Annotated in this window: 29 protein-coding genes; 16 read left to right on the top strand and 13 right to left on the bottom strand. The window is 68.7% G+C overall.

The features are described from left to right. Positions 1-51 precede the first annotated feature (51 nt). Positions 52-2,412 carry a bifunctional (p)ppGpp synthetase/guanosine-3',5'-bis(diphosphate) 3'-pyrophosphohydrolase gene (locus CJZ78_RS09035; protein WP_094560842.1) on the top strand — a complete coding sequence of 787 codons (2,361 nt, stop codon included), beginning with the start codon at positions 52-54 and terminating at the stop codon, positions 2,410-2,412. On the opposite strand, the gene CJZ78_RS14205 is transcribed toward CJZ78_RS09035, so the two are convergent. After that, positions 2,409-2,573: a hypothetical protein gene (locus tag CJZ78_RS14205; protein ID WP_198953874.1), complete on the bottom strand. Its 165-nt coding sequence runs from the start codon at positions 2,571-2,573 to the stop codon at positions 2,409-2,411. The two genes, CJZ78_RS09035 and CJZ78_RS14205, sit on opposite strands and share 4 nt — an antisense overlap. A 151-nt stretch (positions 2,574-2,724) precedes the next feature. On the opposite strand from CJZ78_RS14205, the gene CJZ78_RS09030 reads away from it, so the two are divergent. Further along, positions 2,725-2,913, top strand: a complete 189-nt coding sequence (locus tag CJZ78_RS09030; protein ID WP_094560840.1) for a hypothetical protein — start codon at positions 2,725-2,727, stop codon at positions 2,911-2,913. Between the two features lie 10 nt (positions 2,914-2,923). On the opposite strand, the gene CJZ78_RS09025 is transcribed toward CJZ78_RS09030, so the two are convergent. Beyond that, on the bottom strand, positions 2,924-3,403 hold the full coding sequence (locus tag CJZ78_RS09025) for a DUF2062 domain-containing protein (RefSeq protein WP_233128621.1): 480 nt from the start codon (positions 3,401-3,403) through the stop codon (positions 2,924-2,926). Between CJZ78_RS09025 and mnmE the strand changes: the two genes are divergently transcribed. The 7 genes from mnmE to CJZ78_RS08990 all read left to right on the top strand — a co-directional run bounded on the left by mnmE (position 3,393) and on the right by CJZ78_RS08990 (position 11,482). Continuing rightward, positions 3,393-4,781, top strand: coding sequence for a tRNA uridine-5-carboxymethylaminomethyl(34) synthesis GTPase MnmE (gene mnmE / locus CJZ78_RS09020; RefSeq protein ID WP_094560838.1), 1,389 nt, complete (start codon positions 3,393-3,395; stop codon positions 4,779-4,781). The genes CJZ78_RS09025 and mnmE overlap by 11 nt on opposite strands. 227 nt (positions 4,782-5,008) lie before the next feature. Next, the gene (nadC, locus tag CJZ78_RS09015) at positions 5,009-5,896 is read left to right on the top strand and encodes a carboxylating nicotinate-nucleotide diphosphorylase (RefSeq protein ID WP_094560836.1); all 888 of its coding nucleotides are present in this window, start codon (positions 5,009-5,011) and stop codon (positions 5,894-5,896) included. Positions 5,897-5,951: 55 nt separating this feature from the next. Continuing rightward, positions 5,952-6,887, top strand: a complete 936-nt coding sequence (gene grrP, locus CJZ78_RS09010; protein ID WP_094560834.1) for an extracellular substrate binding-like orphan protein GrrP — start codon at positions 5,952-5,954, stop codon at positions 6,885-6,887. A 21-nt stretch (positions 6,888-6,908) separates the two neighbouring features. Then, complete coding sequence (gene grrA, locus CJZ78_RS09005; RefSeq protein WP_143592887.1) at positions 6,909-7,307, top strand: GrrA/OscA1 family cyclophane-containing rSAM-modified RiPP; 399 nt, start codon at positions 6,909-6,911, stop codon at positions 7,305-7,307. Further along, positions 7,307-8,509 carry a cyclophane-forming radical SAM/SPASM peptide maturase GrrM/OscB gene (gene grrM / locus CJZ78_RS09000; RefSeq protein ID WP_094560832.1) on the top strand — a complete coding sequence of 401 codons (1,203 nt, stop codon included), beginning with the start codon at positions 7,307-7,309 and terminating at the stop codon, positions 8,507-8,509. Before grrA ends, grrM begins: the two co-directional genes overlap by 1 nt. A 31-nt stretch (positions 8,510-8,540) precedes the next feature. Then, the gene (argS, locus tag CJZ78_RS08995) at positions 8,541-10,349 is read left to right on the top strand and encodes an arginine--tRNA ligase (protein WP_094560830.1); all 1,809 of its coding nucleotides are present in this window, start codon (positions 8,541-8,543) and stop codon (positions 10,347-10,349) included. Beyond that, positions 10,349-11,482 carry a histidinol-phosphate transaminase gene (locus tag CJZ78_RS08990; RefSeq protein ID WP_094560828.1) on the top strand — a complete coding sequence of 378 codons (1,134 nt, stop codon included), beginning with the start codon at positions 10,349-10,351 and terminating at the stop codon, positions 11,480-11,482. Before argS ends, CJZ78_RS08990 begins: the two co-directional genes overlap by 1 nt. Here CJZ78_RS08990 and CJZ78_RS08985 read toward each other — a convergent pair. The 8 genes from CJZ78_RS08985 to CJZ78_RS08950 all read right to left on the bottom strand — a co-directional run bounded on the left by CJZ78_RS08985 (position 11,479) and on the right by CJZ78_RS08950 (position 15,870). Beyond that, a complete protein-coding gene (locus CJZ78_RS08985) occupies positions 11,479-12,189 on the bottom strand; it encodes an MBL fold metallo-hydrolase (protein WP_094560826.1) in 711 nt (236 codons plus the stop codon). The genes CJZ78_RS08990 and CJZ78_RS08985 overlap by 4 nt on opposite strands. A 24-nt stretch (positions 12,190-12,213) precedes the next feature. Then, the gene (locus CJZ78_RS08980; protein ID WP_094560824.1) at positions 12,214-12,831 is read right to left on the bottom strand and encodes an aminodeoxychorismate/anthranilate synthase component II; all 618 of its coding nucleotides are present in this window, start codon (positions 12,829-12,831) and stop codon (positions 12,214-12,216) included. A 23-nt stretch (positions 12,832-12,854) separates the two neighbouring features. Then, positions 12,855-13,319 (bottom strand): diacylglycerol kinase family protein, encoded by a 465-nt coding sequence (locus CJZ78_RS08975; RefSeq protein WP_094560823.1) that lies wholly within the window; start codon positions 13,317-13,319, stop codon positions 12,855-12,857. Further along, positions 13,316-13,852 (bottom strand): rRNA maturation RNase YbeY, encoded by a 537-nt coding sequence (gene ybeY, locus CJZ78_RS08970; RefSeq protein ID WP_094560821.1) that lies wholly within the window; start codon positions 13,850-13,852, stop codon positions 13,316-13,318. Before ybeY ends, CJZ78_RS08975 begins: the two co-directional genes overlap by 4 nt. Before the next feature lies 1 nt (position 13,853). Beyond that, positions 13,854-14,045: a DUF3285 domain-containing protein gene (locus tag CJZ78_RS08965; protein ID WP_094560819.1), complete on the bottom strand. Its 192-nt coding sequence runs from the start codon at positions 14,043-14,045 to the stop codon at positions 13,854-13,856. Beyond that, a protein-coding gene (gene prfB / locus CJZ78_RS08960) for a peptide chain release factor 2 (RefSeq protein WP_143592890.1) occupies positions 14,038-15,163 on the bottom strand; the annotation gives its coding sequence in 2 pieces (ribosomal slippage) (positions 14,038-15,087 and positions 15,089-15,163; 1,125 coding nt in all). Before prfB ends, CJZ78_RS08965 begins: the two co-directional genes overlap by 8 nt. Positions 15,164-15,241: 78 nt before the next feature. After that, positions 15,242-15,643, bottom strand: a complete 402-nt coding sequence (locus CJZ78_RS08955; protein ID WP_094560815.1) for a type II toxin-antitoxin system VapC family toxin — start codon at positions 15,641-15,643, stop codon at positions 15,242-15,244. Beyond that, positions 15,640-15,870, bottom strand: a complete 231-nt coding sequence (locus CJZ78_RS08950; RefSeq protein WP_198953873.1) for a type II toxin-antitoxin system Phd/YefM family antitoxin — start codon at positions 15,868-15,870, stop codon at positions 15,640-15,642. Before CJZ78_RS08950 ends, CJZ78_RS08955 begins: the two co-directional genes overlap by 4 nt. A gap of 112 nt (positions 15,871-15,982) precedes the next feature. On the opposite strand from CJZ78_RS08950, the gene grxC reads away from it, so the two are divergent. Together grxC and gshB are read left to right on the top strand one after the other, a co-directional pair. Continuing rightward, a complete protein-coding gene (gene grxC / locus CJZ78_RS08945; protein ID WP_094560811.1) occupies positions 15,983-16,243 on the top strand; it encodes a glutaredoxin 3 in 261 nt (86 codons plus the stop codon). 3 nt (positions 16,244-16,246) lie between these two features. Beyond that, the gene (gene gshB / locus CJZ78_RS08940) at positions 16,247-17,209 is read left to right on the top strand and encodes a glutathione synthase (RefSeq protein ID WP_094560809.1); all 963 of its coding nucleotides are present in this window, start codon (positions 16,247-16,249) and stop codon (positions 17,207-17,209) included. On the opposite strand, the gene CJZ78_RS08935 is transcribed toward gshB, so the two are convergent. Further along, the gene (locus CJZ78_RS08935) at positions 17,179-18,612 is read right to left on the bottom strand and encodes an isochorismate synthase MenF (protein ID WP_094560807.1); all 1,434 of its coding nucleotides are present in this window, start codon (positions 18,610-18,612) and stop codon (positions 17,179-17,181) included. The genes gshB and CJZ78_RS08935 overlap by 31 nt on opposite strands. A 158-nt stretch (positions 18,613-18,770) precedes the next feature. Here CJZ78_RS08935 and menA point away from each other — a divergent pair, with 158 nt between their 5' ends. Genes menA through CJZ78_RS14670 form a run of 5 tightly spaced genes read left to right on the top strand, consistent with a single transcriptional unit; the run spans position 18,771 to position 22,256 of the window. After that, a complete protein-coding gene (menA, locus tag CJZ78_RS08930; protein WP_369802043.1) occupies positions 18,771-19,646 on the top strand; it encodes a 2-carboxy-1,4-naphthoquinone phytyltransferase in 876 nt (291 codons plus the stop codon). Next, positions 19,634-20,605 (top strand): o-succinylbenzoate synthase, encoded by a 972-nt coding sequence (gene menC / locus CJZ78_RS08925; protein ID WP_233128620.1) that lies wholly within the window; start codon positions 19,634-19,636, stop codon positions 20,603-20,605. Before menA ends, menC begins: the two co-directional genes overlap by 13 nt. Next, positions 20,602-21,837 carry an AMP-binding protein gene (locus tag CJZ78_RS08920; protein WP_094560803.1) on the top strand — a complete coding sequence of 412 codons (1,236 nt, stop codon included), beginning with the start codon at positions 20,602-20,604 and terminating at the stop codon, positions 21,835-21,837. The genes menC and CJZ78_RS08920 overlap by 4 nt, the downstream gene beginning before the upstream one ends. Next, positions 21,821-22,087, top strand: a complete 267-nt coding sequence (locus CJZ78_RS08915) for a TM2 domain-containing protein (protein ID WP_094560801.1) — start codon at positions 21,821-21,823, stop codon at positions 22,085-22,087. Before CJZ78_RS08920 ends, CJZ78_RS08915 begins: the two co-directional genes overlap by 17 nt. 34 nt (positions 22,088-22,121) lie before the next feature. Beyond that, positions 22,122-22,256 carry a hypothetical protein gene (locus CJZ78_RS14670; protein ID WP_254988103.1) on the top strand — a complete coding sequence of 45 codons (135 nt, stop codon included), beginning with the start codon at positions 22,122-22,124 and terminating at the stop codon, positions 22,254-22,256. Here the strand turns inward: CJZ78_RS14670 and CJZ78_RS08910 are convergent. Beyond that, positions 22,253-22,708 (bottom strand): thioesterase family protein, encoded by a 456-nt coding sequence (locus CJZ78_RS08910; RefSeq protein WP_094560799.1) that lies wholly within the window; start codon positions 22,706-22,708, stop codon positions 22,253-22,255. The two genes, CJZ78_RS14670 and CJZ78_RS08910, sit on opposite strands and share 4 nt — an antisense overlap. Further along, positions 22,698-23,882 (bottom strand): NAD(P)H-quinone oxidoreductase subunit H, encoded by a 1,185-nt coding sequence (locus CJZ78_RS08905; protein WP_094560797.1) that lies wholly within the window; start codon positions 23,880-23,882, stop codon positions 22,698-22,700. Before CJZ78_RS08905 ends, CJZ78_RS08910 begins: the two co-directional genes overlap by 11 nt. Between the last annotated feature and the right edge of the window lie 31 nt (positions 23,883-23,913).

Here is a 23,913-nt window from a genome sequence, read left to right as displayed (position 1 = left end):
GTCCCCAGCTTGGCCGCCGCTGCATACGATGAGGCAATTCCGCAGGGTGGAATGCTCAGGGCGGTTCCCGATCTGGACGCAACCGCCGTGGCTGTTTCAGTCGCGGCTGTTCCACCTGCCCCTGGGCCAGCCCCGGAGAGCCAAGCCCTGGGACGCCGGCCGATCCGCACCCCCGCCGACTACGGCCTGCCCCTGCCCGAGTGGTTGCAGCGCTGCATCGAGCACGTGCCGCCGGGGGAGGGGGAGAGCTGCCCAACCGATCCCGAGGCCCTGCTGGCTTCCGCCTTTGATTTCGCCTACCAGCTCCACGAGGGCCAGTTCAGGGCCAGCGGCGAGCCCTACATCATTCATCCGGTTGCCGTTGCCGATCTGCTGCGCGACATCGGCGCCAGTGCCGGTGTGATCGCTGCTGGCTTCCTCCACGATGTGGTGGAAGACACCGAGGCGACGCCCGAGGAGATCGAGCAGCACTTCGGCGCCGAGGTGCGGGCCCTGGTGGAGGGGGTGACCAAGCTCGGCGGCATCCACTTCACCAACCACACAGAGGCCCAGGCTGAAAACCTGCGCCGCATGTTTCTGGCCATGGCCAGCGACATCCGCGTGGTGCTGGTGAAGCTGGCGGATCGCCTGCACAACATGCGCACCCTGGGTGCCCTCAAGCCCGAGAAGCAGCTGCGGATCGCCCGCGAAACCCGGGAGATCTACGCCCCCCTGGCCAATCGCCTCGGCATCGGCCGGCTCAAGTGGGAGCTGGAGGATCTGGCCTTCAAGATCCTCGAGCCCGAGGCCTATCGGGATGTGCAGCAGCAGGTGGCCACCAAGCGCAGCGAGCGCGAGGAGCGGCTGGAGGTGACCGTGCAGTTGCTGCGCGATCGGCTGGCCGCCGTGGGGCTGGCCCATTGCGAGGTAAGCGGCCGGCCCAAGCACCTCTATGGCATCTGGAGCAAGATGCAGCGCCAGCAGAAGGCGTTCCACGAGATCTTCGACGTGGCCGCCCTGCGGATTCTCTGCCCGAATCTCGAGAGCTGTTACCGGGCCTTGGCGGTGGTGCACGACACCTTCCGGCCGATCCCTGGGCGCTTCAAGGACTACATCGGTCTGCCCAAGCCCAACGGCTACCAATCCCTGCACACGGCCGTGATCGGCCGTCATCGGCCGATCGAGGTGCAGATCCGCACCACCGACATGCACCAGGTGGCCGAGTACGGCATCGCGGCCCACTGGAAGTACAAGGAAGGTGGTTCGCCAGCGGCGTCCGGTGCCGATGCGGAGCGGTTCAACTGGCTGCGGCAGCTGGTCGACTGGCAGAAGGATGACGGCGGCACCGACAGCAGCGATTTCCTGCGTTCGATCAAGGAAGACCTCTTCGATGAAGAGGTCTTCGTGTTCACTCCCAATGGCGATGTGGTGGGCCTTCGCAAGGGGTCCACAGCCGTGGACTTCGCTTATCGGATCCACTCGGAGATCGGCAACCATTGCCAGGGCGTGCGCATCAACGACCGTCTCTGCCCCCTCGCCACTCCCCTGCAAAACGGCGACTTCGTGCAGGTGATCACCGCCAAGACGGCGCACCCGAGCCTCGACTGGCTCAACTTCGTGGCCACCCCCACGGCCCGCAATCGCATCCGCCACTGGTACAAAACCAGCCACCGTGAGGAGAACATCCTGCGCGGCACGGAACTGCTGGAGCGGGAGTTGGGCCGCGATGGCTTCGATGCCCTGCTCCATGGGGAGGCGATGGCCAAGGTGGCCCGCCGCTGCAACCTCACGGGCACCGAAGACCTGCTGGCGTCGCTGGGGTTCGGCGGGGTCACCCTGCACCAGGTGCTCAACCGCCTGCGGGAGGAACTGCGCCTGGCCAGCGAGGCCTCGGCCCCCGTGCCCAGCAACGAGCAGGTGGCAGCCAGCGTGGCGGCCGCCCATGCAGGCCAGGCCGACTCCCAGGGGAGCGGAGCGGGCGGCGCCAGCCCGATCCTCGGCCTCGAGGGCCTCGACTACCGGCTGGGGGGCTGCTGCAGTCCCCTGCCGGGTGAGCCGATTCTCGGAGCCGTGGCCCTGGGCAACCACGGCATCACGATCCACCGCCAGGACTGCTCCAACGTGGACCAGGTGCCGGCTGAGAGGCGTCTGCCGGTGCGCTGGAATTCGGCCACCGATGCCCGCCCGCGCCGCTATCCGGTGCAGCTGCGCATCGAGGTGCTCGACCGGGTGGGCGTGCTGAAAGACATCCTCACCCGCCTCTCCGACCACCGCATCAACGTGAGTGATGCCCGGGTGCGCACCAATCCCGGCAAGCCCGCCCGCATCGATCTGCGGGTGGAGCTCGACAGTGCCAGCCAGCTGGCCAACACGGTCAATCAGATCCGCTCGATGGCGGATGTGCTCGATATCGCCCGCACCGGGATCGGCTAGGGCAGGGTGAATCCGCCGGTGTTGAGGTGCTTCAGGTCGAGCATCACCAGCGTCACCCACACCAGCAGGGCCAGGCCGCCCATGGAGCCCAACACCAGCAGCAGGCCGAACAGTGCCGAGCGCGAAGTTCCCTTGCCTTCTGAACCCTTGCCGTCCGCCACAGGCTCGCGTTGATGAGTGCCGATCTTCGCACCACCGGCCTGGCCGCTCCTGGGTGAGGGTCTGACCACAGGGCTGGTTCAGCCGTCACGACGGCTACAGCGGCTCGGCTGGCGCCCCCTTACAACCACTCCATCCCCCGCGTGCCACGCCATGACCTCCGAGCAAGCGGCCCAACTGATCGACGAAACCCTCGACCTGGTGCATCAGCGGCTCCAGGACCTGCAGGCCCAGGCCTTGCCCCGGGAGCAGCATGCCCTGGCCGAGGAGTTCCGCGAGTGGCGCCACCCTGAAGGGGGCCATATCGACCTGATGGTGTTTCCCGGTTTGGCCAGTTCCTGAGCGGAGCTGATCAGCCCTGCTGCCGGCGGCGATGTTCCCGCTCCAGCCAGTGCCAGTAGAGCCAGCCCCCCAGGAGCGCGGTGATCAGGCCAACGAGGGTGGAGCCCAGCAGCAGGCGGCTGACGAACGCCCCACTGCTGTGCCAGATGCTTCCGTCCTGAAGGCTGTCGGGGCCGGGCCATCCCCCCCCGGGCCCGAGCAGCCAGCAGCCCACCTGGTAGTTGAACCAATAGAGGGGCACGTAGGTGAAGGGGTTGCTCACCCAGGTGCCGGCCGCGGCCAGCAGGTGATTGCCCCGCACCAACGAGGCCAGCGCCACGCTCCCCAGGATCTGCAGGCCGAAGAACGGGTAGCAGCCGCAGAGCAGTCCGGCGGCCAGACCCCGGGCCCGCTGGCCATGGCTGCCCTCCTGGTGCCAGAGCCAGGCCAGCAGCTGGCGCAGGCGGCGGCCCACGGCGGTGTGGGGTTGGAATGGGGGGATGCGCCTCAACGACTCCGGAACCGCTGACACCATCGCGGCCATCGCCACGGCGGTGGCGCCGGGCGAAGGCAGTGTGGCGATCGTAAGAATCTCCGGGGCCGCGGCGGAGCCGATCGGCCGGCTTTTGTTTGCGGCGCCTGGGCGGCAGGCCTGGGATAGCCACCGGGTGCTCTACGGCCACGTGGTGGATCCCGCCAGCGGTGAGCGGGTGGATGAAGCGCTGCTACTGCTGATGCGGGCTCCCCGCAGCTTTACCCGTGAAACCGTGGTGGAGCTGCACTGCCACGGCGGCCTGGTGGCGGTGCAGCGGGTGCTGGAGCTGGTGCTGGCGGCCGGGGCGCGCCGGGCCCTGCCGGGGGAGTTCAGCCAGCGGGCCTTCTTCAACGGCCGGCTCGATCTCACCCGGGCCGAGGCGATTGGCGAGATGATCACGGCCCGCTCGCGCCGCGCGGCCCAGCTGGCCATGGCCGGCATCGACGGCGGCCTGCAGCGGCGCCTGGGCGCCCTGCGCTCGCGCCTGCTCGACCAGTTGGCGGAGCTGGAGGCGCGGGTGGATTTCGAGGAGGATCTCCCGCCCCTCGATGGCACCGCGGTGGTGGCGGAGCTGGAGGCTGTGAGGGCTGCGTTGGAGCAACTGGTGGCCGAAGCGCGTCAGGGGGAGCTGCTGCGTCAGGGGTTGCGGGTGGCGATCGTGGGCCGCCCCAACGTGGGCAAATCGAGCCTGCTCAACCTGCTCAGCCGCCGTGAGCGGGCGATCGTGACCGACCTGCCCGGCACCACCCGCGACCTGCTGGAGAGCGAGCTGGTGCTCGATGGGGTGCCGCTCACCCTGCTCGACACCGCCGGCATCCGCGACACCGGCGACCGGGTGGAGCAGCTGGGCATTGAGCGCTCTCGGGCCGCCCTGGCCGCCGCCGATGCGGTGCTGTTGTTGTTTGATCTCAGCGCCGGCTGGAGCCCGGAGGATCAGGCCCTGCGGGAGTTGGTGCCCGAGGGCGCCGTGCTGCTGGTGGCGGGCAACAAGGCTGATGTGGCTGGCCTGGCGGTGGGCCTGGTGCCCGCTGGGGCTGGAGAGCCGGCCGATGTGCGCTTCTGCGCTCTCACGGGTGCCGGCCGCGATGCGTTGGTGGCGGAGCTGCTGCGCCGCTGCGGCGCCGGCCCTGCCGAGGGTTTGGAGGTAGCTCTCAACGCCCGCCAGCGGGATCTGGCGGCCGCAGCGGCCTTGAGCTTGGGGGCGTCCCTCGAGGCGGCTGCGCAGCAGTTGCCCTGGGATTTCTGGACGATCGACCTACGGGCCGCTGTGCGGGCCCTGGGCGAGATCACCGGCGAGGAGGTGAGCGAGGCGGTGCTGGATCGGGTGTTCGCCCGTTTCTGCATCGGCAAGTAGCCAGGGTTCTGCTGGCAAAACAGGCCTCGATCCGTGTTGGTGCGGCGGTGGGTTGATCTGGGCGAGATCTGCTGTCGAATTCTGTACAACTTGTACAGAATTCGACAGCGTTGTGCAGGTGTACCAGCGGCTCCTGCAGGAGGGATTCATTTCGCAGCATCGATATCGCCAATCGTTTCGCCCATCAGTTCCGCCGCATCATTGGCTAGCTCTGGCTCGGAGGGGCAATGCCCATCCCTGCCCTGACCATCACCCCTGTGACAACCGCCCGCCTGCCCTTCACCCCCCAGCTGGAGGCCCAGCTGCGCGCCTGGTTGGCGGAAGATCTGGGCCGCGGCGACCTCACGGCCGCGGCCCTGGCGGGCTGCAGCGGCCGGGCCCAATGGCTCGCAAAGGCCGATGGGGTGTTCTGTGGCGGCGTGCTGGTGGAGCCCCTGTTCCGGCTGCTGGATCCCGGGGTGGTGGTGCGGCTGCTGGTGCGCGATGGGGCGGCGGTGGCGGCGGGGCAGCGGCTGCTGGAGCTGGAGGGCCCGGCCACGGCCCTGGTGGCTGGTGAGCGCACCGCTCTGAATCTGGCCATGCGGCTCTCCGGCATCGCCACCGCCACGGCGGCGCTGGTGGCGGAGCTCGCCGGCACGGGCGTGCGCCTGGCCGATACCCGCAAAACCACACCGGGTCTGCGGGTGCTGGAGAAGTACGCCGTGCGCTGCGGCGGCGGCCTCAACCACCGCCAAGGCCTCGATGACGCCGCCATGCTCAAGGAGAACCACCTGGCTTGGGCAGGTGGGGTGGATGCCGCGATCGCGGCGGTGCGGGCCGCGGCCCCCTGGCCGGCCCGGGTGATCGTGGAGGCGGAAACCGCTGCAGAAGCGGAAGCTGCGGTGCGGGCCGGGGCGGATGGGGTGCTACTCGATGAATTCACCCCCCACCAGCTGGCGGAGCTGGTGCCCCAGTTGCGGGCGCTCGCCCAGGGGAGGCAGCTGGTGCTGGAGGCCTCCGGCGTGCAACCCGAGCAGCTGCGGAGCTACGCCGCTACGGGCATTGATCTGATCTCCACCAGCGCGTCGATCACCTGCAGCGTCTGGTTGGATCTGAGCATGCGCTTTGACACCTGAATTTGACGCTTGAGCCCGTTGCGTTGGCAGCCGGGCTGGCCCTCTGCATAATGCGATGAGTTCCTCTCAAGGCAGGGTGGCGACACAAATTTGGCGCGGACTCGCCGGGAGCATCGCGACGCTGGGCCTGCTGGCCGTGATGCCGGCGGCTGCCCTGGCCGAGGGTGTGGTTCAGCGGGCTGCGCGCACCGGCGAGCTGGTGATGAGCGGGCTCGCCGATGTGCCCCCGCTGGTGGTGGTGGGTCCCCAGGGGCAGCCCAGTGGCTACGGCATCCTGGTGGCCGATCGGATCGCAGCCGAGGTGGCCCGGGCCGTGGGCCGGCCGGTGACGGTGCGCTTCGCGCCGGTTGCCAATCCGCGCAGCCTGGTCGACACCATCACCAATGGCAAGGCGGATCTGGCTTGCGGTTTTCCGTTCAGCTGGGAGCTGGACATGCAGGTGGACTTTTCGCTGCCGATCGGGATCTCGGGGTTGAGGCTGCTGGCTCCGGCCGGCCGCTTTGATGGCAGCCCGGCGGCCCTGGCCGGACGGCGTATCGCCGTGGTGCGCCAGTCGTTGGGTGAGACCGAGCTGCGGGGCATGCAACCCAAGGCCACGGTGGTGGCCTTCGACAACCTCAGCGCGGCGGTGGCGGCGCTGAGGGCTGGAACGGTTGAGGGTGTGGTCGGCGACACGGTTGTGCTGGCTGGTCTGGTGCGCCAACAGGGGCTCAAGGGTCTGGCCCTGACGCCCGATTTGCCCTTCGAGGCCTATGCGGTGAGCTGCGTGCTGGCCGAGAACGATTCGGCCTTCCGCAATCTGGCGAACCTGGCCATCGCCCGCCTGTTGCAGGGCTACCTCGATGGTGAGCCGGACACGGTCGCGGCGGTGAACCGTTGGCTGGGGCCGACCAGTGCCGTGGCGATGCCCGAATCCGCCCTTCTTGCCAGCTTCGAGGCAATCCTGCTGGGGGTTGAGACGATCCGTCTGATTCCCGCCGCTGCTCGCTGATCCCCTTCCCCCGTTGCTGTCATGGCCTTCTTCAACCGCTCCCACCTGTTTGGCCTGCTGCTGCTGGCCTCCCTGCCGCTCGATGGGGCGGCCGCCCTGGCTTTCGCCAGCGTGCAGGAAGCCCCACCCCAGCGCAGCATCGAGCAACGGCTGAGCCGAATCTCGGCGGCCCTGCAGGAGCGCGAGGGCTCAACAGCTGTGTCTGAGGGCTCAACAGCCGTGCCCGATGACGCCCTCTCCTACGTGTTTGTGAATGGCTCTGGGTTGGGTTGGGGCAACGGCGGCTTCCGCAATGGCGGCTTTTACAACGGCGGCTTCAACAACGGTGGCTTCCGCAATGGCGGCTTCTACAACGGTGGTTTCCGCAACGGCGGCTTCCGGAATGGCGGCTTCCTCAACGGTGGCCGCTACTGGCGCTGATGCCTGGTTCGGTCGCTGAGCTGGACGCGGCGCCTGGCCAGGGATGGGGGCCGGTGCGCTTGTTGGTGGTGCAGCCCACCCCCTTTTGCAACCTCGATTGCGACTACTGCTATCTCCCCGACCGGGGAGACCGCAGCCGCCTGTCGATGGCGGTGTTAGAGGCCGCTGTGGAGCGGGTGCTGGACAGCCCCTATTTCGACGGTGGTTTCACCCTGCTCTGGCACGCCGGTGAGCCGCTGATGGCGCCGATCGCCTTCTACGACGAGGCCACCGATCGGATCGGTCAGCTCCTGGCGCGGCGCGGTCTGCCTCCCGGCACGATCGTGCAGTCGCTGCAGACCAACGCCACCGTCATCGATGCGGCCTGGTGCGACTGCTTCGAGCGCAACGGCATCCATGTGGGCGTGAGCATGGATGGCCCGGCTTTCCTGCACGACGCCCACCGGGTCACCCGCACCGGCCTGCCCACCCACGCGGCGGTGATGCGTGGCATCGACTGGTTGGCCCGGCGGCAGATTCCCTTTCAGGTGATCTGCGTGCTCACGGCTGATGCCCTCGACCATGCCGACGCCATCGCCGATTTTTTCCTCCAGCACGGCATCGCTGAGGTGGGTTTCAACATGGAGGAGACGGAGGGGGCGAATAGCCACTCGAGCCTCGATGCCGCCGGTGCCGCTCAGGTGGCCCTGGAGCAGCGCTACCGCGCCTTCATGGCGCGGCTGTGGCAGCGCAGCCGCGAGCAGCCCGGCCGCCTGTGCATCCGCGAATTTGATGGCATCGCCAGCCTGGCCTGCAGTCAGGCGCGCATGGTGCAAACCGACATGAACACGCCGTTTGTGATCGTCAATGTCGATGCCGTCGGCCAGGTGTCCACCTTCGATCCCGAATTGCTGTCGGTGAAGACGGCCGAGTACGGCGACTTCTCCTTCGGCAACGTGCTCGTCGACAGCCTTGAAGCTCTGGCTGCCACCGACAAGTTTCGTCAGGTGGCCGCTGAGATTCGTGCGGGGGTGGAGCTGTGCCGTGGCAGCTGCGAGCACTTCGGGCTGTGTGGCGGCGGCACCGGCAGCAACAAGTATTGGGAGCACGGCCGCTTCGATTGCACCCAGACCCAGCACTGCCGCTACCGCATCCAGTTGGTGGCCGATGTGGTGCTCGAAGGCCTGGAGCAGGAGTTGGGCCTGACGGCCTGCGCGGGATGATCGAAGACGAATCAGCCCCGGCCCGGCCCCCATGCTTCGCATCGCCCAAGCCCTGAATGGCCAGTTGCTGGCGGCCATGGAGCGGGCCTTCCCCGAGGCGGCGCAACGGGCCCGTGAGGCTGGCCAGCCCCTCGATCCCCAGCTGGCGCCGGCCAGCAAGCCCGAATTCGGCGATTTCCAGGCCAATGGCGCCCTGCCCCTGGCCAAGCCCCTGGGCCAGCCGCCCCGCCAGATCGCCCAGGCGATCGTGGTGCAGCTGGCGGCCGACCCCGCCTTCACTGAGCTCTGCCTGGAGCCGGTGATCGCCGGCCCCGGCTTCATCAACCTCACCCTGCGGCCCGAGCGGCTGGCGGCTGAGGTGCAGGCCCGCCTGGGCGATTCGCGGCTGGGGGTGCCCCACACCGATGGCACGCCCCCGGTGATCGTCGACTTCTCCAGCCCCAACATCGCCAAGGAGATGCATGTGGGGCATCTGCGCTCCACGATCATTGGCGACGCCCTGGCCCGGGTGCTGGAGTTTCGCGGCCACCCGGTGCTGCGGCTCAACCACGTGGGCGACTGGGGCACCCAGTTTGGGATGTTGATCACCCACCTCAAGCAGGTGGCGCCCGAGGCCCTCACGACCGCCGATGCGGTGGATCTGGGCGATCTGGTGGCCTTCTACCGCCAGGCCAAGGCCCGCTTCGACGACGACGAGGCCTTCCAGACCACCTCCCGGGAGGAGGTGGTGAAGCTGCAGGGCGGCGATCCGGTGTCGCTCAAGGCCTGGGGATTGCTCTGCGACCAGAGCCGCCGTGAGTTCCAGAAGATCTACGACCGGCTCGACATTTCCTTGTGCGAGCGCGGTGAATCCTTCTACAACCCCTACTTGGAGGCTGTGATTGCAGACCTTGAGGCCTCTGGATTGTTGGTGACTGACGACGGCGCCCGCTGTGTGTTTCTGGAGGGCATGAGCGGCAAGGACGGCACGCCCCTGCCGGTGATCGTGCAGAAGAGCGATGGCGGCTTCAATTACGCCACCACCGATCTGGCGGCGATTCGCTATCGCTTCGGTGCGGCTCCCGATGGCGATGGTGCCTGCCGCGTCATTTACGTCACCGATGCCGGCCAGGCCAACCACTTCGCCGGCGTGTTCCAGGTAGCCCGCCGTGCCGGTTGGATTCCCTCCCACGGCAGTGTCGAGCATGTGCCCTTCGGCCTGGTGCAGGGGGAAGACGGCAAGAAGCTGAAAACCCGCGCCGGCGACACCGTGCGCCTGCGGGATCTGCTCGATGAAGCGGTGGAGCGGGCCGACGCCGACCTGCGTCGCCGTTTGGCGGAGGAGGAGCGCACCGAAGACGAGGCCTTCATCCAGCACGCGGCCACCACCGTGGGCGTGGCGGCGGTGAAGTACGCCGACCTCAGCCAGAACCGGATCACCAACTACCAGTTCAGCTTTGATCGGATGCTGGCCCTGCAGGGCAACACGGCGCCCTATCTGCTCTACGCCGTCGTGCGCATCGCGGGCATCGCCCGCAAGGGCGGTGATCTCGAGGCTGGTGGCCCTGGTGCCGCTACCGCCCCGCTCACCTTCACGGAACCCCAGGAGTGGGCCCTGGTGCGTGAGCTGCTCAAGTTCGATGCGGTGATCGCCGAGGTGGAGGAGGAGTTGCTGCCCAATCGGCTCTGCACCTATCTGTTTGAGCTCAGCCAGGTGTTCAATCGCTTCTACGACCAGGTGCCGGTGCTCAAGGCTGACGAACCCGCCCGCTGCTCCCGCCTGGCCCTCTGCCGCCTCACCACCGACACCCTCAAACTGGGTTTAGGGCTGTTGGGCATTCCCACCTTGGAGCGGATGTGATGGAGTCGCAGCAGAGGCCGGATCGGCAGGAACGACCGATCCCCCAGCCCCGCCCCGAGGTGGAAAGCCTCAAGGCCTACAGCGCGCCGCTGGAGGGGCGGCGGGGGTTGCTGCGGCTCGACTTCAACGAGAACACCGTGGGCCCAAGCCCCCGAGTGGTGGAGGCGATCCGGGCGATTCCCGCCGATCACTACGCCATCTATCCCGAGTACGACGGCCTGCGGGAGGCGGTGATCGCCAATCTTGCGGCAACTGGCCAGGGGCTGCCGCTTAGCCGCGACCAGATCGGCTTGTTCAACGGTGTGGATGCGGCGATCCACGCCATCTTCCACGCCTATGGCGACCGCGGCCAAACGCTGCTCACCACCAGCCCCACCTTCGGCTACTACACCCCCTGCGCCCAGATGCAGGGCATGGCGATTGAGGCGATCCCCTACCGGTTGCCGGATTTCGCCTTCCCGCTGGAGGAGCTGGGTGCCGCGCTGGCGCACCGGCCCCGCATCCTGCTGATCTGCAATCCCAACAACCCCACCGGCACCCGACTGGCCCCTGAGCGAATCCTCGAGCTGGCGGCTGCGGCGCCAGGCACCCTTGTGGTGGTGGATGAGCTGTATGAGGCCTTCACGGGCGACAGCGTGCTGCCCTCGGCGAACTTCGACACCACGCCCAATCTGGTGGTGCTGCGCTCCCTGGCCAAGACGGCGGGCCTGGCGGGCCTGCGGATCGGCTTTGCGATCGGGGCAGCGCCGGTGATTGATCGCATCGGGCGCGTCACGGGGCCCTACGACATCAACAGCTTTGCGGTGACGGCGGCCCATGCGGCCCTGGCTGACCAGCCCTACACCGATGCCTTCGTTGCCGAGGTGTTGCGGGCCCGCACCTGGCTGGTGCAGCAGTTGCAGCAGGCTGGGGTGCGGCACCACGCCGCCGGGGGCAACTACCTCCTGATCTGGCCCGAGAGCCCGGCTGAGGACGTGGAGCGGCGTCTGCGGGAGGCCGGCATCCTGGTGCGCTCGATGGCGGGCAAGCCGTTGATCGATGGTTCGTTGCGGGTGAGCCTCGGTACCACCGAGCAGATGGGGCGGTTCTGGGCGGCTTATGCCGACATCGAAGCGTTGGGCGCAGCTGATTAGCGCATCACCTCGATCACCGGCCCGCCGTCGAGCTTGCCGGGCAGGCTGATGCGGTTGCCGCGGCGCTGCACCGGGGTGCCGGCCATGGCGTCGAGGAACGGCTGCACCGAGGTTTGGTCGCAGTCTGTGGGGGTTTTGCCGCTGACGTATTGCACCGGGATCACCCGGCGGGGCTGGAGCTCGCGCACCACTTCGGCCGCTTCGGCGCCGGTGTACACCTTGGCGCCGCCGCCCACGCCGATGATCAGCACGTCGGGGCGCCCCAGCATCACCTTGTCGGAGGGGCTGAGCCGAGCCGCGGTGCCGCCCAGGTGGGCGATGTCGAGGCCGCCCTGCTTCCAGCGCCACAGGGTGGATTGGCCGAAGCGGCGGCCCCCAACGCGGTCGTGGGGGCCGGAGATGCCTTCGATCGACAGCCCACCCACCTTGTAGGAGCCGGGATCCACCAGCATCTTGCCGCGGGCCACCGGTGCACCCTCATCCAGCAGGCGGCTGCTGGCCAGCACCAAGGTGGCGCTCACCCGCGGCTCCGCCAGGCCGGCGGCGCAGGCCACGGCCTTGAACGGGTTGACCAGCACACTGGTGCCACCGCCGCTGATCAGCAGGGCGCTGTGGCCGTAGCTGGTGATCGTGACGCCACTGCCGGCCAGGGCCGGGCCGGCGGCCAGCAGCGTGGAGCTCAGGGCCAGGATGGGCAGCAGACGCATGGCGGGGCGGCAGTCGCCGTGACGCTAACCCAACTGATCTGGCGAGGCTGGCTGGCTGGCCTGGCGCAGAAAGTTGGCCAGCAGCTGGTGACCCTGCTGGGTGAGCACGCTCTCGGGGTGGAACTGCACCCCCTGCAGGTGTGGATAGTCGCGGTGGCGCAGACCCATGATCGTGCCGTCGTTGAGCCAGGCGGTGATCTCCAGGCAGGCGGGGAGGCTGTCGCGCTCGGCGATCAGGCTGTGGTAGCGGGTGGCGGTGAGTGGGTTGGCCAGGCCCTCAAACACACCCTGGCCGCTGTGCTGCACCGGGGAGGTTTTGCCGTGCATCAGCTCCTTGGCCCGCACCACCTTGCCGCCATACACCTGGGCCAGCGCTTGGTGGCCCAGGCAAACCCCCAGGGTGGGGATGGTGGGGCTGAGCTCCCGCAGCACCTCCAGGCATACCCCCGACTGGTCGGGGTCGCCGGGGCCGGGTGAGATCAGGATCGCGGCGGGCGCTAGCCCGCGGATCTGCTCCAGCGTGAGGGCGTCGTTGCGCTCCACCCGCAGGTTGGCGGCGATCGGATGCTCCGCCGCCAGCTCGCCCAGATACTGCACCAGGTTGAAGGTGAAGCTGTCGTAGTTGTCGAGAACGAGAAGCATCGCCGCGCCTGGCCTGCCCCCATTCAAAGGCCCAGCCGGGTGAGCAGGGGTGGCACGAGCAGCAACAGGGCGATCAACAGCGACGACAGGGCCGCCACCAGCACCGCTGCCGCCGCGCAGTCCTTGGCGATCCTGGCCAGGGGGTGGAACTGGCGGCCGATGGCCAGGTCGACCACTGCTTCCGTGGCGGTGTTGAGCAGCTCCAGCACCAGCACCGCGGTCACCGTGAGCACCAGCACGGCCAGCTGGGCCGTGGGCAGTTGCAGCCACAGCCCCAGGCCGAACACCACGGCGCCGGTGATGACGTGGATGCGGAAGTTGCGCTGGCTGGCGAAGCCGTAGGCCAGCCCCTGGGCGGCGTAACGAAAACTGGCGGGCAGGTCTCCCGCCACCGTCCAGGCTCTTGCCCGCAGGCGGCGGCCCCGGGTCTGCGGCCGGACCTGCTGCGGCAGGGGCTCTGGGGGTGGCAGGGGACGCAGGCTGGTCATGGCTCCGCTGGCACGTTAACGAGCTGGTCCTGGCGCGCCAGCATGGCCGCCAGGCTGGCGTCGTCGGGATGGTCCCAGCCCAGCAGGTGCAGCAGGCCGTGGCTGGCCAGAAACAGCAGTTCCTGCTCCAGGTTGTGGCCGTGTTCAGCCGCCTGGCGTGCGGCGGTGTCCACCGAGATCACGATGTCGCCCAGCTCCAGTTCGCCCAGCATCGGCATGGGTGGGGCGCCATCGAGGTTGTCGTCCTGGGCGGCGAAGGCCAGCACGTCGGTGGGGCCGTCCTTGTTGCGCCAGTCGGTGTTGAGGGCGGCGATTTCGGCGTCGCCCACCAGGCTCAGCCCCAGGCTGTAAGCGGGGGCTTGCAGGTGGCTGGGCAGCTCGGCGGTCAGCTGGACCAGCCAGTCCTCCAAACGGGCGTGCCAGGCCTCCGCACCGGTGAGCGGATCGGCCCAGGGGTTGGCGGCCGCCAGCAGCTCCGCGGCTAGGTCTGGATCGGCCGAGAAGGCCAGGTCGAGGTCGGGGTGGGCGGCCATCTCAGCCCCCAGGCAGCTGCGGCCGGCCCAGCCAGGCGATCAGCACGAGGAAGCCGGTGAGGCCGAGGGCGGTGAGGCCGAAGTGAAACAAGCTTTGGCGGCCCTTGCGCACCATGTTGCGCATGGCCAGTTTGACGAAGCTGGGGTTCTCGTCGGGAGCCTGGGGAGCCGGAGGGCCTGGGTCGTCAGTCATCGCCGCTTGCTCCCACCTCGACGCCAGCATGCAGCAGGCTCTGGATGAAGGGATCAATGTCGCCGTCCATCACGCCCTGCACATCGGTGGTTTCGTGCTGGGTGCGCAGATCTTTCACCATCTGGTACGGGTGAAACACGTAGTTGCGGATCTGGTTGCCCCAGGCCGCTTCCACGATGTCGCCGCGGATGTCGGCGATCTCGGCGGCCCGCTGCTCCTGGGCAATCACCAGCAGTTTGGCCATCAGCAGGGCCATCGCCTTCTCTTTGTTTTGCAGCTGGGAGCGCTCCTGGGTGCAGCGCACGGCCAGGCCGGTGGGGATGTGCAGGATGCGCACGGCCGTTTCCACCTTGTTGACGTTCTGGCCGCCGGCTCCACCCGAGCGCGAGGTGGTGATTTCCAGGTCCTTGTCGGGGATGTCGAGCTTCACCTCCGCCTCGATGTTGGGCATCACCTCCACACCCGCGAAGCTGGTCTGGCGCTTGTCGTTGGCGTTGAAGGGGCTGATGCGCACCAGCCGGTGCGTGCCCTTCTCGTTGCGTAGGTAGCCGTAGGCGTAGCGGCCCTCGATCTCGATCGTGCAGCTTTTGATGCCCGCTTCTTCCCCCTCGCTGAGTTCGTCCACGGTCAGCTTCATGCCGTGGTCTTCCGCCCAGCGGGTGTACATCCGCATCAACATCAGGGCCCAGTCCTGAGCGTCGGTGCCGCCGGCGCCGGCGTTGATGCTGATCACGGCGCCCTCCTTGTCGTAGGGGCCGGAGAGCAGGCGCTCCAGTTCCCAACGATCGAGGTCGGCGCGCAGCTTCTGCAGAGCGGTGTTGGATTCGGCCAGCAGGTCGTCGTCGGGCTCCAGGCCGTAGAGCTCCAGGGTGGCTTCGCCGTCGGCGACCGCCGCCTGCCACTGGCCCAGCTGTTCGAGTTGGGCCTTCACCTCATCGAGCTGGCGCATCTTGGCTTGGGCCTGCTTCTGGTCGTCCCAGAAGTCGGGTTGGGAGGCCAGTTGCTCGAGGTGCTGCTGCCGTGCTTTCAGTGCCGGTACGTCAAAGACAGTCCTGGGCGTTGCCCAGGCGGTCGGTGAGCTCGGAGAGGTCGCGTTTGAAGTCGGTGAGGTCGAGCAGGGCGGCAGCGGGGGTGCTGGCGGCGGTCACGGCGGGGTGCGCAGGGTTGCTGATGGTCTGACCGTATCAGTGGCGCCATCAGTGGCGCCCGTCCAATCGCTCCAGGGAGCCTGCCCAGTTGAGAATGGCTTGATCCGCTGTGAGCAGGGTGGCGCGGTGCCAGATCGCCGTGGCCGCAATGAAGCGGTCCGCAGGATCGGCATGGAAGGCGTCCAGCTCCACGGCTTGCAGGGCGACGCCGCCCTCGAGGGGCAGTTCGAGCAGGCCGGCTTCCAGCCAATCGGCGCGCCAGCGCGCGGGCGGCAGGCCGAGCTGGATGCGCCCTCGGCGTTCCAGCATGGCGGCCTCCCAGAAGCTGATGGCACTGACGGCCACTTGACCGTGCTCCCAGGCTTCGCGGATGGCCTGTCTGGCTTGGCTACCGAGCTGGGCGTCATCACGGTCCAGCCACAGCAGCACGTGGGTGTCCAGCAGGATCACTGCAGAACATCCCAGGGCTCATCCAGGGGCGCCATCACGTCACCGTCGAGGCGGGTGGAGAGGTGCAGGCCAAAAGGATCGGTGCGGCGACCACCTCGGCAGGGATGCAGCTCCGCTACGGGCTGCCCGTTCTTGGTGATGACCAGGGTTTCGCCACTGCGGGCGACATCGTCCATCAGACCAAGGCAGCGGGCCTTGAACTGGCTGGCGCTGATCTGCCGGACCATGGCGCTGCTCCCGTGATAGCTGGAGGTCGTGATGACCATGGTACTGACCATGGTTGCTCAGAAACCTCACTCGGGTCACTTCTAGGATCAGTGCACCTGCACAGAGGCCCCGATGGCGGCAACGGTTGAGATCTACACCTGGCGGTTTTGTCCCTTTTGCATTCGTGCCAAGGCCCTGCTCGATCGCAAGGGTGTGGCCTACACCGAGCACGTGATCGATGGCGATGAGGCGGCCCGCGCGGCGATGGCCGCCAAGAGCGGGGGGCGGCGCAGCGTGCCCCAAGCGTTCATCAACGGCCAGCACGTGGGCGGTTGCGACGATCTGCATGCCCTCGAGCGCTCCGGCCAGCTCGACGCCCTGCTGGCGAGCTGAGCGGTGGCTTCCCAACTGTTCGTGATCGATCCGATTGCGCGGCTCAACCCTGCCAAGGATTCCAGCGTCGCCCTGATGCAGGCGGCCCTCCGGGCTGGCGAGCAGGTGTGGGTGTGCAACCTGGCGGATCTGTCGGCGGCCGATGCGCCTGGAGGCCATGGCGCCTGGGTGGTGGCCCAGCCTCTGGAATCCCGGCCCGAAGGCCAGCCCCAGGCCGGCGAACCCTGGTATCGCCTGGGGGAGGCGCAGCGCCTCCCCCTCACGGCCTTTCCGCGCGTGTGGATGCGCAAGGACCCGCCCGTGGATGAGGCCTACCTCTATGCCACCCATCTGCTGGAGCTGGGTGAGCGCCAGGGGGTGCGGGTGCTGAACAGCCCGGCGGGGCTGCGAGCCTGGAACGAGAAGCTCAGTTCCCTGCGCTGGAGCCACCTGATGGCGCCCACCCTGGTGGCCAGCCGGGTGGAAACGCTGGCTGCCTTCACGGCCGAGCACGGCGAGGTGGTGCTCAAGCCTCTGGGCGGGCGGGCCGGTCAGGGGGTGGTGTTTGCCTCCGCCAGCACCCCAGGCCTGCGGGCGCTGCTGGAGCTGGTGACAGGCCAGGAGCAGCTGCCGGTGATGGTGCAGTCCTTCCTGGCTGGAGTGAGCGCTGGCGACAAGCGGATCCTGTTGGTGGATGGGGAGCCGCTGGGGGCGGTCAACCGGGTGCCGAGCGGCGGCGAATTCCGCAGCAACCTGGCCGTGGGCGGCCAGCCCGAGGCCACCGAGCTCACCGATCAGGAGCGCCACATCTGCGCCGAACTGGCGCCGGCCCTGAAGGCCGAAGGCCTGTTCTTTGTGGGCATCGATGTGATCGATGGCCGGCTCAGTGAGATCAACGTGACCAGCCCCACCGGTGTGCGGGAGGTGGAGCGGTTGGGGGGGATTCCCCTGGCAGATCAGGTGATCGAGCGGCTGCTGCGCAGCTGAGCTGGCAGGTTGAGCTGCTGCTGCAGCACACCCAGCTTGAGGGCCACCTCCTGCAGCTCCCGCTCCACCGTGGAGCCCCGCACCAGCCCCGCCCCTGCGGTGAGTTCGAGCCGATCGCCCCGCAGGGTGCCGCTGCGGATGGCCACCCGCAGGTCGGCGTCGCCGGCGCTGTCGATCCAGCCGATCGGTGCGGCGTAGTGGCCCCGCTCAAACGGCTCCAGGCTGCGCAGCCAGGCCATGGCTTCGCGCCGCGGTAGCCCGGCGACGGCGGGGGTGGGATGGAGGGCCGCGGCGATGGCGAGGGGTTGCTGCGGGCCCAGGGCCGCCGTGATCGGGGTGTGCAGGTGCACCAGCTGGCCGTGGCGCGCCAGGCGCGGGTGGCGTGGCCGGCGGGGGCGGAGGCCCACTTGCGCCAGCACGGCGGTGATGGTGTCCACTACCAGCTCGTGTTCGTGGCGATCCTTGTCGGAGTGCAGCAGGGCCGCGGCCTGATCGCCTGCTGGGGCCGTGCCTGCCAGGGCATCGCAGCGCAGCTGACCCTGCCGCACCGTGAGCAGCCGCTCCGGTGAGGCCCCGATCAGGGCGGCTCCCTGACACCGCTGCCAGAGGAAGCGGCAGCTGCCGCTCTGGTGGCGCCGCAGGGGGCTCAGCAGCTCCAGGGGGTCGGGAGTGGCGTCAAGGCGCAGCTCCTGGCGCACGGCCAGCACCACTTTTTCCAGTTCGCCCCGATCCACCCGGGCCAGGGCCTCCGCCACGGCGGAGCGGTAGCGCTCCTGCCAGCTGGAGCTCCAGCGCAGGCCCACCCGGTTGGCTTGTGCACGATCGGCTGGGATGGGATCCACCACCAGCCGCTCCAGGCGGCGAGCCTGCTCCCAGAGCTCTTCGGCCAGCTGCCGCGGCGTCACCTCGCCGCCGATGGCACGCTGCAGACGCAGCCAGCAATGCTGGCCCTGGCGGCTGAGTTGCCAGCGCGGCAGCACGGCCTGCACTCCCGGCACCCCACCCGGTTCGCTCTGCAGGGGCGCATCGAAGAAGGCGAAGGCCAGCAGCACCCGCGGCCTGGCCAGGGGCGGCCCTTGGGAAGCGGTGGCCAGGCGGCTGAGGCTGGCACTGGCAAAGCGTTGGGCCAGCTCGAAGCGTCGGGGCCCGCTCAGCTCCAGGCTGTTGGTGCGGCCGGCGGCGGCGATGCAGAGCCCGGGAGCGCCATCCCAGAGAAAGCGGAAGCCGTCGCCACCGGTGGGTTCGAGGTGGGGCAGCAGCAGCATCGGGTCGCCGCCGGCCAGGGGCAGCGCCAGGCTGAGCACGCCGTCCTCCTCCAGCTGGCGTGCCTGTTCGTTGGCGAGGGCCAGCAGCTGGGTGAACGAATCACCCGAGGAATCGGTGAAGGAAGGGGAGGCCTGCACCAGAAGGGGCCGTTGCCGCGACGAAGAGCTGCTCAAATGTATGGGTCCTGCAGCGGCTGCCGCCTGCGGCCCCCATCCCTGTGTCCAAGGTCGTCGCAAGCCGTTACGCCAGCCACCCGGATCGACGCCTGCTTTGGAAGGCGGCGATCAAATGGCCCATGTATGCCGTGGCGGTGATGCCGGTGCTGCTGGCCGCCGGCTGGCGCTTTGGCCGGGGAGAGCAGGTGCGCGTCGAGCAGCTGCTGCTGTTCCTGCTGGCGGCAGTGCTGCTACTGGTCTGGGAAAACCTGGCCAACGATGTGTTTGATGCCGACACCGGCGTCGACACCCACGGCAAACCCCATTCGGTGGTGAATCTCACCGGGCGGCGGGATCGGGTGGCCCTGCTGGCCAACGGCTGCCTGCTGCTGGGCCTGGCCCTGATGGCCCTGGTGGCCTGGCGCAGCACGCCGGCGGTGCTGGCCCTGGTGCTGGCCTGCTGCGGGCTTGGGTATGTGTATCAGGGGCCGCCCTTTCGCCTGGGCTACCGCGGCCTCGGGGAGCCCCTCTGCTGGATCGCCTTCGGTCCGCTGGCCACCGCCGCCGCCCTGCTCGCTCTGGCGCCGTCTGGCGCTGCCAGCACCCTGGCCATTCCCTGGGGCACGGCCCTGCTGTTGGGCAGCGGTCCCGCCCTGGCCACCACCCTGGTGCTGTTCTGCTCTCATTTCCACCAGGTGGAGGAGGACGCCGCCAACGGCAAGCGCTCGCCCGTGGTGCACCTGGGCACGGGCCTTGCGGCGGCACTGGTGCCCTGGTTTGTGGCCGGTGCCCTGGCCTTGCAATGGGCGCCGGTGCTGGTGGGCCAGTGGCCCCTCACGGCCCTGCTGGGGGTGGTGGGTCTGCCGCCGGCCCGGGATCTGATTCGCCTGCTGCAGCAGCAGCATCGCCACCCGGAGCGCATCGCCGGCAGCAAGTTTCTTGCCCTGCGCTTCCAGGCGCTCAATGGGTTGGGGTTGGCCTTGGGTCTGGCCCTGGGGCGCTGGTGGCCGGCTTGATCCGCCTGCAGTGGCGGCCCTTTGGCTTTGCCCTGCCCCAGCCCCTGGCCACGGCGGCGGGCACGGTGCACCAGCGGCGCGGCTGGCTGCTGCGGCTGCAGGGGGAGCAGGGGGGCGCAGGCTGGGGCGAGGCGGCCCCATTGGATGGGCAGCTGGAGCCGGTGGCCGCGGTGATCGAGGCCCTCGGATCCAGCCATCCCCGCCACGGCCTGGAGGCAGCGCTGACGGCCGGCGATCTGCCAGCTGCCCTTGCCTTCGCCCTGGGAGCCGCCCTGGCGGAGCTCGATGGACTGCCGCAGCGCCGCTGGCTGGCGGCGCCGGCATCGGCCCAGCTGCTGCCGGCCGGGCCGGCGGTGTTGGAGGCCCTCGATCGCGGCGCCCCGGCGACCGTGTTCAAGTGGAAGGTGGCCGTGTTTGCTGATCCCCTCGAGCGGGAGCTGCTGGAGCAGCTGCTTCAGCGGCTGCCGGCAGCGGCGCGGTTGCGCCTCGATGCCAATGGCGGCTGGGACCGGCCCACCGCGGCCGCTTGGGCCGAGCGGCTGTCCCGCGAGCCGCGGCTGCAGTGGCTGGAGCAGCCCCTCGATCCCGCCGACCAGGCCGGTCTGGCGGCCCTGGCCGATCGCCTGCCGGTGGCCCTCGATGAATCGCTGCAATGCCAGCCAGCCCTGCGCCAGAGCTGGCCCGGCTGGCAGGTGCGCCGGCCCAGCCAGGAGGGAGATCCTCGGAAGCTGCTGGCGGCCCTGGAGCGGGGTGCCCCGCGGCTGATGCTGAGCACCGCCTTTGAAACCGGCATCGGTTGGCGCTGGCTCGACCATCTGGCGGCCCTGCAGGCCGAGGGCCCCACGCCCGTGGCGCCGGGTCTGGCGCCGGGCTGGCAGGCGCCGGGGGGCCTCGCCAGTGCCGATCCTGAAACGGTGTGGGCCGCCGCAGGGCCGTCTGCTGGAGTGGAGGCTCGATGAGATTCGAGCAGCTGCAGCAGGCTTGGGCGGCCGGCCAGATCGTGGCGCTGGCGGGCCCTGCTCCGCGCGATCAGGAGGCGCTGGCCGCGGCGATCGGGCCCCAGGGGCTGGATCCCTTGCAGCGGCAGTGGGGCCCTGGAGTGGTGCTGGGCAGCGGCGGCAGTAGCGGCGGGAGGCGCTGGTGCCTCCAACCCCTGGCTCACCTGCAAGCCTCCGCCACGGCCACGGGCTCGTGGCTGGAGCAGCAGGGGCTGAACCCGGCGGCTTGCCTGCATCTCAACCCCCTGCCGCTGCACCATGTCAGCGGCCTGCTGCCCTGGCTGCGGGCGCAGCAGTGGGGCGCTGCCCACCGGCACCTGCAGCCGGCCTGGCTGCGCGATCCGGCCCTGTTGGCGGCCGTTGCGCCCGTGGATCCGACTCGCCCCGCCCTGCTGTCGTTGGTGCCCACCCAGCTGCAGCGCTTGATGGCGGCTCCAGAGGGTGTGGCCTGGCTGCAGCAGTTGGGGCTGATCTGGGTGGGCGGGGCGCCGCTGCCTCCCCAGCTCGCAGTGCGGGCGCGTCAGGCGGGGCTGCGGCTTGCCCCTTGCTATGGCGCCACGGAAACGGCTGCCATGGTGTGTGCCCTCCCCCCCAAGCGCTTTCTGGCGGCTGCAGCCGGTTGCGGTGCGCCCCTGGTGGATGTGGAGCTGCGATTGGGCCCGGATGGGGCCGTGGAGGTGCGCAGCGGGCGGCTCAGCCCGGGTTGGCTGGCGAACGGCCAGTTGCAACCCCTGCCCCGCTCCGCCGACGGGTGGTGGCGCAGCGGTGATGCCGGCCGCCTGGGGCCGGCGGGCCTGGTCGTGGTGGGGCGTCTCGATAGCGCCATCCACAGCGGTGGTGAAACCGTCTTTCCTGAGCCTTTGGAGGCCCAGCTGCTGGCGCTGGCCCAGGCGGCCGGTCTGCCCGTGCAGGCGCTGCTGCTGCTGCCTATGCATGATCCCGAGTGGGGCCAGCGCCTGGTGGCCTTGGTGCGGGCTGAGGGGATGCAGCCCTGGCCGGATCTGCAGCGCCAGCTGCGGCAGCTGTGTGAGCCCTGGGCGCCGGCCGAGCGCCCGACGCGTTGGCTGTGCTGCCCCGAGCTGGCCCCCACCGCGCTGGGCAAATGGCAACGCAGCCGTTGGCGGGATTGGATGGATGAGCTAGAAGCAAATCAGAAGTCCCGACCCACATCGGCCGATGTCGACTCTCTCTGACACCGAAATCAGCAACAAGAAGCTGGCGGCGGGACTCACCGGCATCTTCCTGGGTGCCTTTGGTGTGCACAAGTTTGTGCTGGGCTACAACAAGCCGGCCATCATCATGTTGGTGGTGTCGCTGTTGACCTGCGGAGTGGGTTATTTCGTTTTTCAGGTGATTGGCATTATTGAGGGGATCATTTATCTCACCAAATCAAACGACGAATTTCGAGCTGAGTATCTCGATGCTGAGAAAGACTGGTTCTGAGTCGTCGGCCCAACGGCTGACGCTCGTTGTTTTGTTGGCCCTTGCCGGGGCTATCAGCTTTGTTGCGGCCGGCAGCATTCCCCACGATGGCCTGCATCCGATGGCCCTCATGGCAGCCCTGTTGCCGCTCCAGCTGGCGGCGCTGCTCTACGTGTTCCGCCGGCCCTAAAGCGGCTGAATGCCCTGTCCCAGGCTCGAGGCCTCCAGCCAGCGGTTGATGGGTTCGGGCAAAGGGCAGCGCTGACGACTGCCGGCGCTGATGGCCAGATGCCGGGTCAGCCCCAGCGCCACGCTGCGATCACCGCTCTGGAAGCTGTAGCGCACTTCAAAGGCCCCGGGATCGAGGCGCTGGGGCTCCAGTTGGATGGCCAGGGGATCGCCGCAGGCCAGAGGGGCGAGGAAGTCGGCGCTGCAATGCACGATGGGCAGGGCTACGGCGGGCGTGTGCCCCGGCCGCGGGAAGACATCGGCGGCCGCAAGACCGAACCGTTCCAGGCTCTCTTCGTAGGCCTCGTGGCACCAGCGCAGCAGCTGCTGGAAGTGCATCACCCCAGCGGCATCGGTGTCGCCAAAGCGCACCGTGCGGCAGAGCAGCAACCAGGCGCTTGAATCAGCGATCAACCGACCCCATGATCACGTCGATGGAGCCGAGGATGGCCATGATGTCGGCCACCTTGGCCCCCTTGAGGATGTGGGGCAGGATCTGCAGATTGTTGAAGTCGGCGGCGCGAATCTTGAAGCGCCAGGGGGTGACATCGTTGTTGCCCTGGATGTACACGCCGATCTCGCCCTTGCCGGATTCCAGGCGGGTGTAGAGCTCACCCTCGGGGATCTTGAAGGTGGGGGCCACTTTCTTGGCCACATACTGCAGATCGAAGGCCGAGGAAGGCCCCCCCTTGCCTTCGGCCATCCGTTGGGCTTCCAGGTTTTCGGTGGGGCCGCCCGGGATCATCTGGCAGGCCTGGCGCACGATCTTGAGGGATTCGCGCATCTCCTGAACGCGCACCCGGTAGCGGGCGAAGCAATCCCCTTCTTTTGTCCAGGCCACATCCCAGTCGAAGTCGTCGTAGCACTCGTAGTGGTCCACCTTGCGCAGGTCCCAGGGCACGCCGGAGGCGCGCAACATCGGGCCCGAAAGACTCCAGTTGATCGCCATCTCGCGGCTGATCACGCCCAGTCCCTCGATCCGGCGGCGGAAGATCGGGTTGTTGGTGATCAGCTTCTCGTATTCGTCAATCTTGGGGCCGAACCAATCGCAGAAGTCGAGGCACTTCTCCAGCCAGCCGTAGGGCAGATCCGCCGCCACGCCACCGATGCGGAAGTAGTTGTTGTTGATCAGCCGCTGGCCGGTGGCCGCTTCCCACAGGTCGTAGATCATCTCCCGCTCGCGGAAGATGTAGAAGAACGGCGTCTGGGCGCCCACATCCGCCAGGAAGGGGCCAAGCCAGAGCAGGTGGTTGGCGATGCGGTTGAGCTCCAGCATCAGCACGCGGATGTAGCTGGCGCGCTTCGGCACCGGCACATCGGCCAGCCGCTCGGGGGCGTTGACCACGATCGCTTCGTAGAACATGCCGGCCGCATAGTCCATGCGGCTCACATAGGGCACGAACATCACGTTCGTGCGGTTTTCGGCGATCTTCTCCATGCCGCGGTGGAGGTAGCCGATCACCGGCTCGCAGTCCACCACGTCCTCGCCGTCGAGGGTCACCACCAGCCGCAACACCCCGTGCATCGAGGGGTGGTGGGGGCCGAAGTTGACCACCATCGGCTCCGTGCGCGTCTCCAGCTGCGTCATGGGGCCGTGGCCTAAGGGGTCGAATGCCGGG

Origin of the sequence: Synechococcus sp. 8F6 (genome assembly GCF_002252665.1) — a bacterium.
Classification (GTDB): Bacteria; Cyanobacteriota; Cyanobacteriia; order PCC-6307; family Cyanobiaceae; genus Cyanobium_A.
This window is presented reverse-complemented; position numbering and strand designations above follow the sequence as displayed.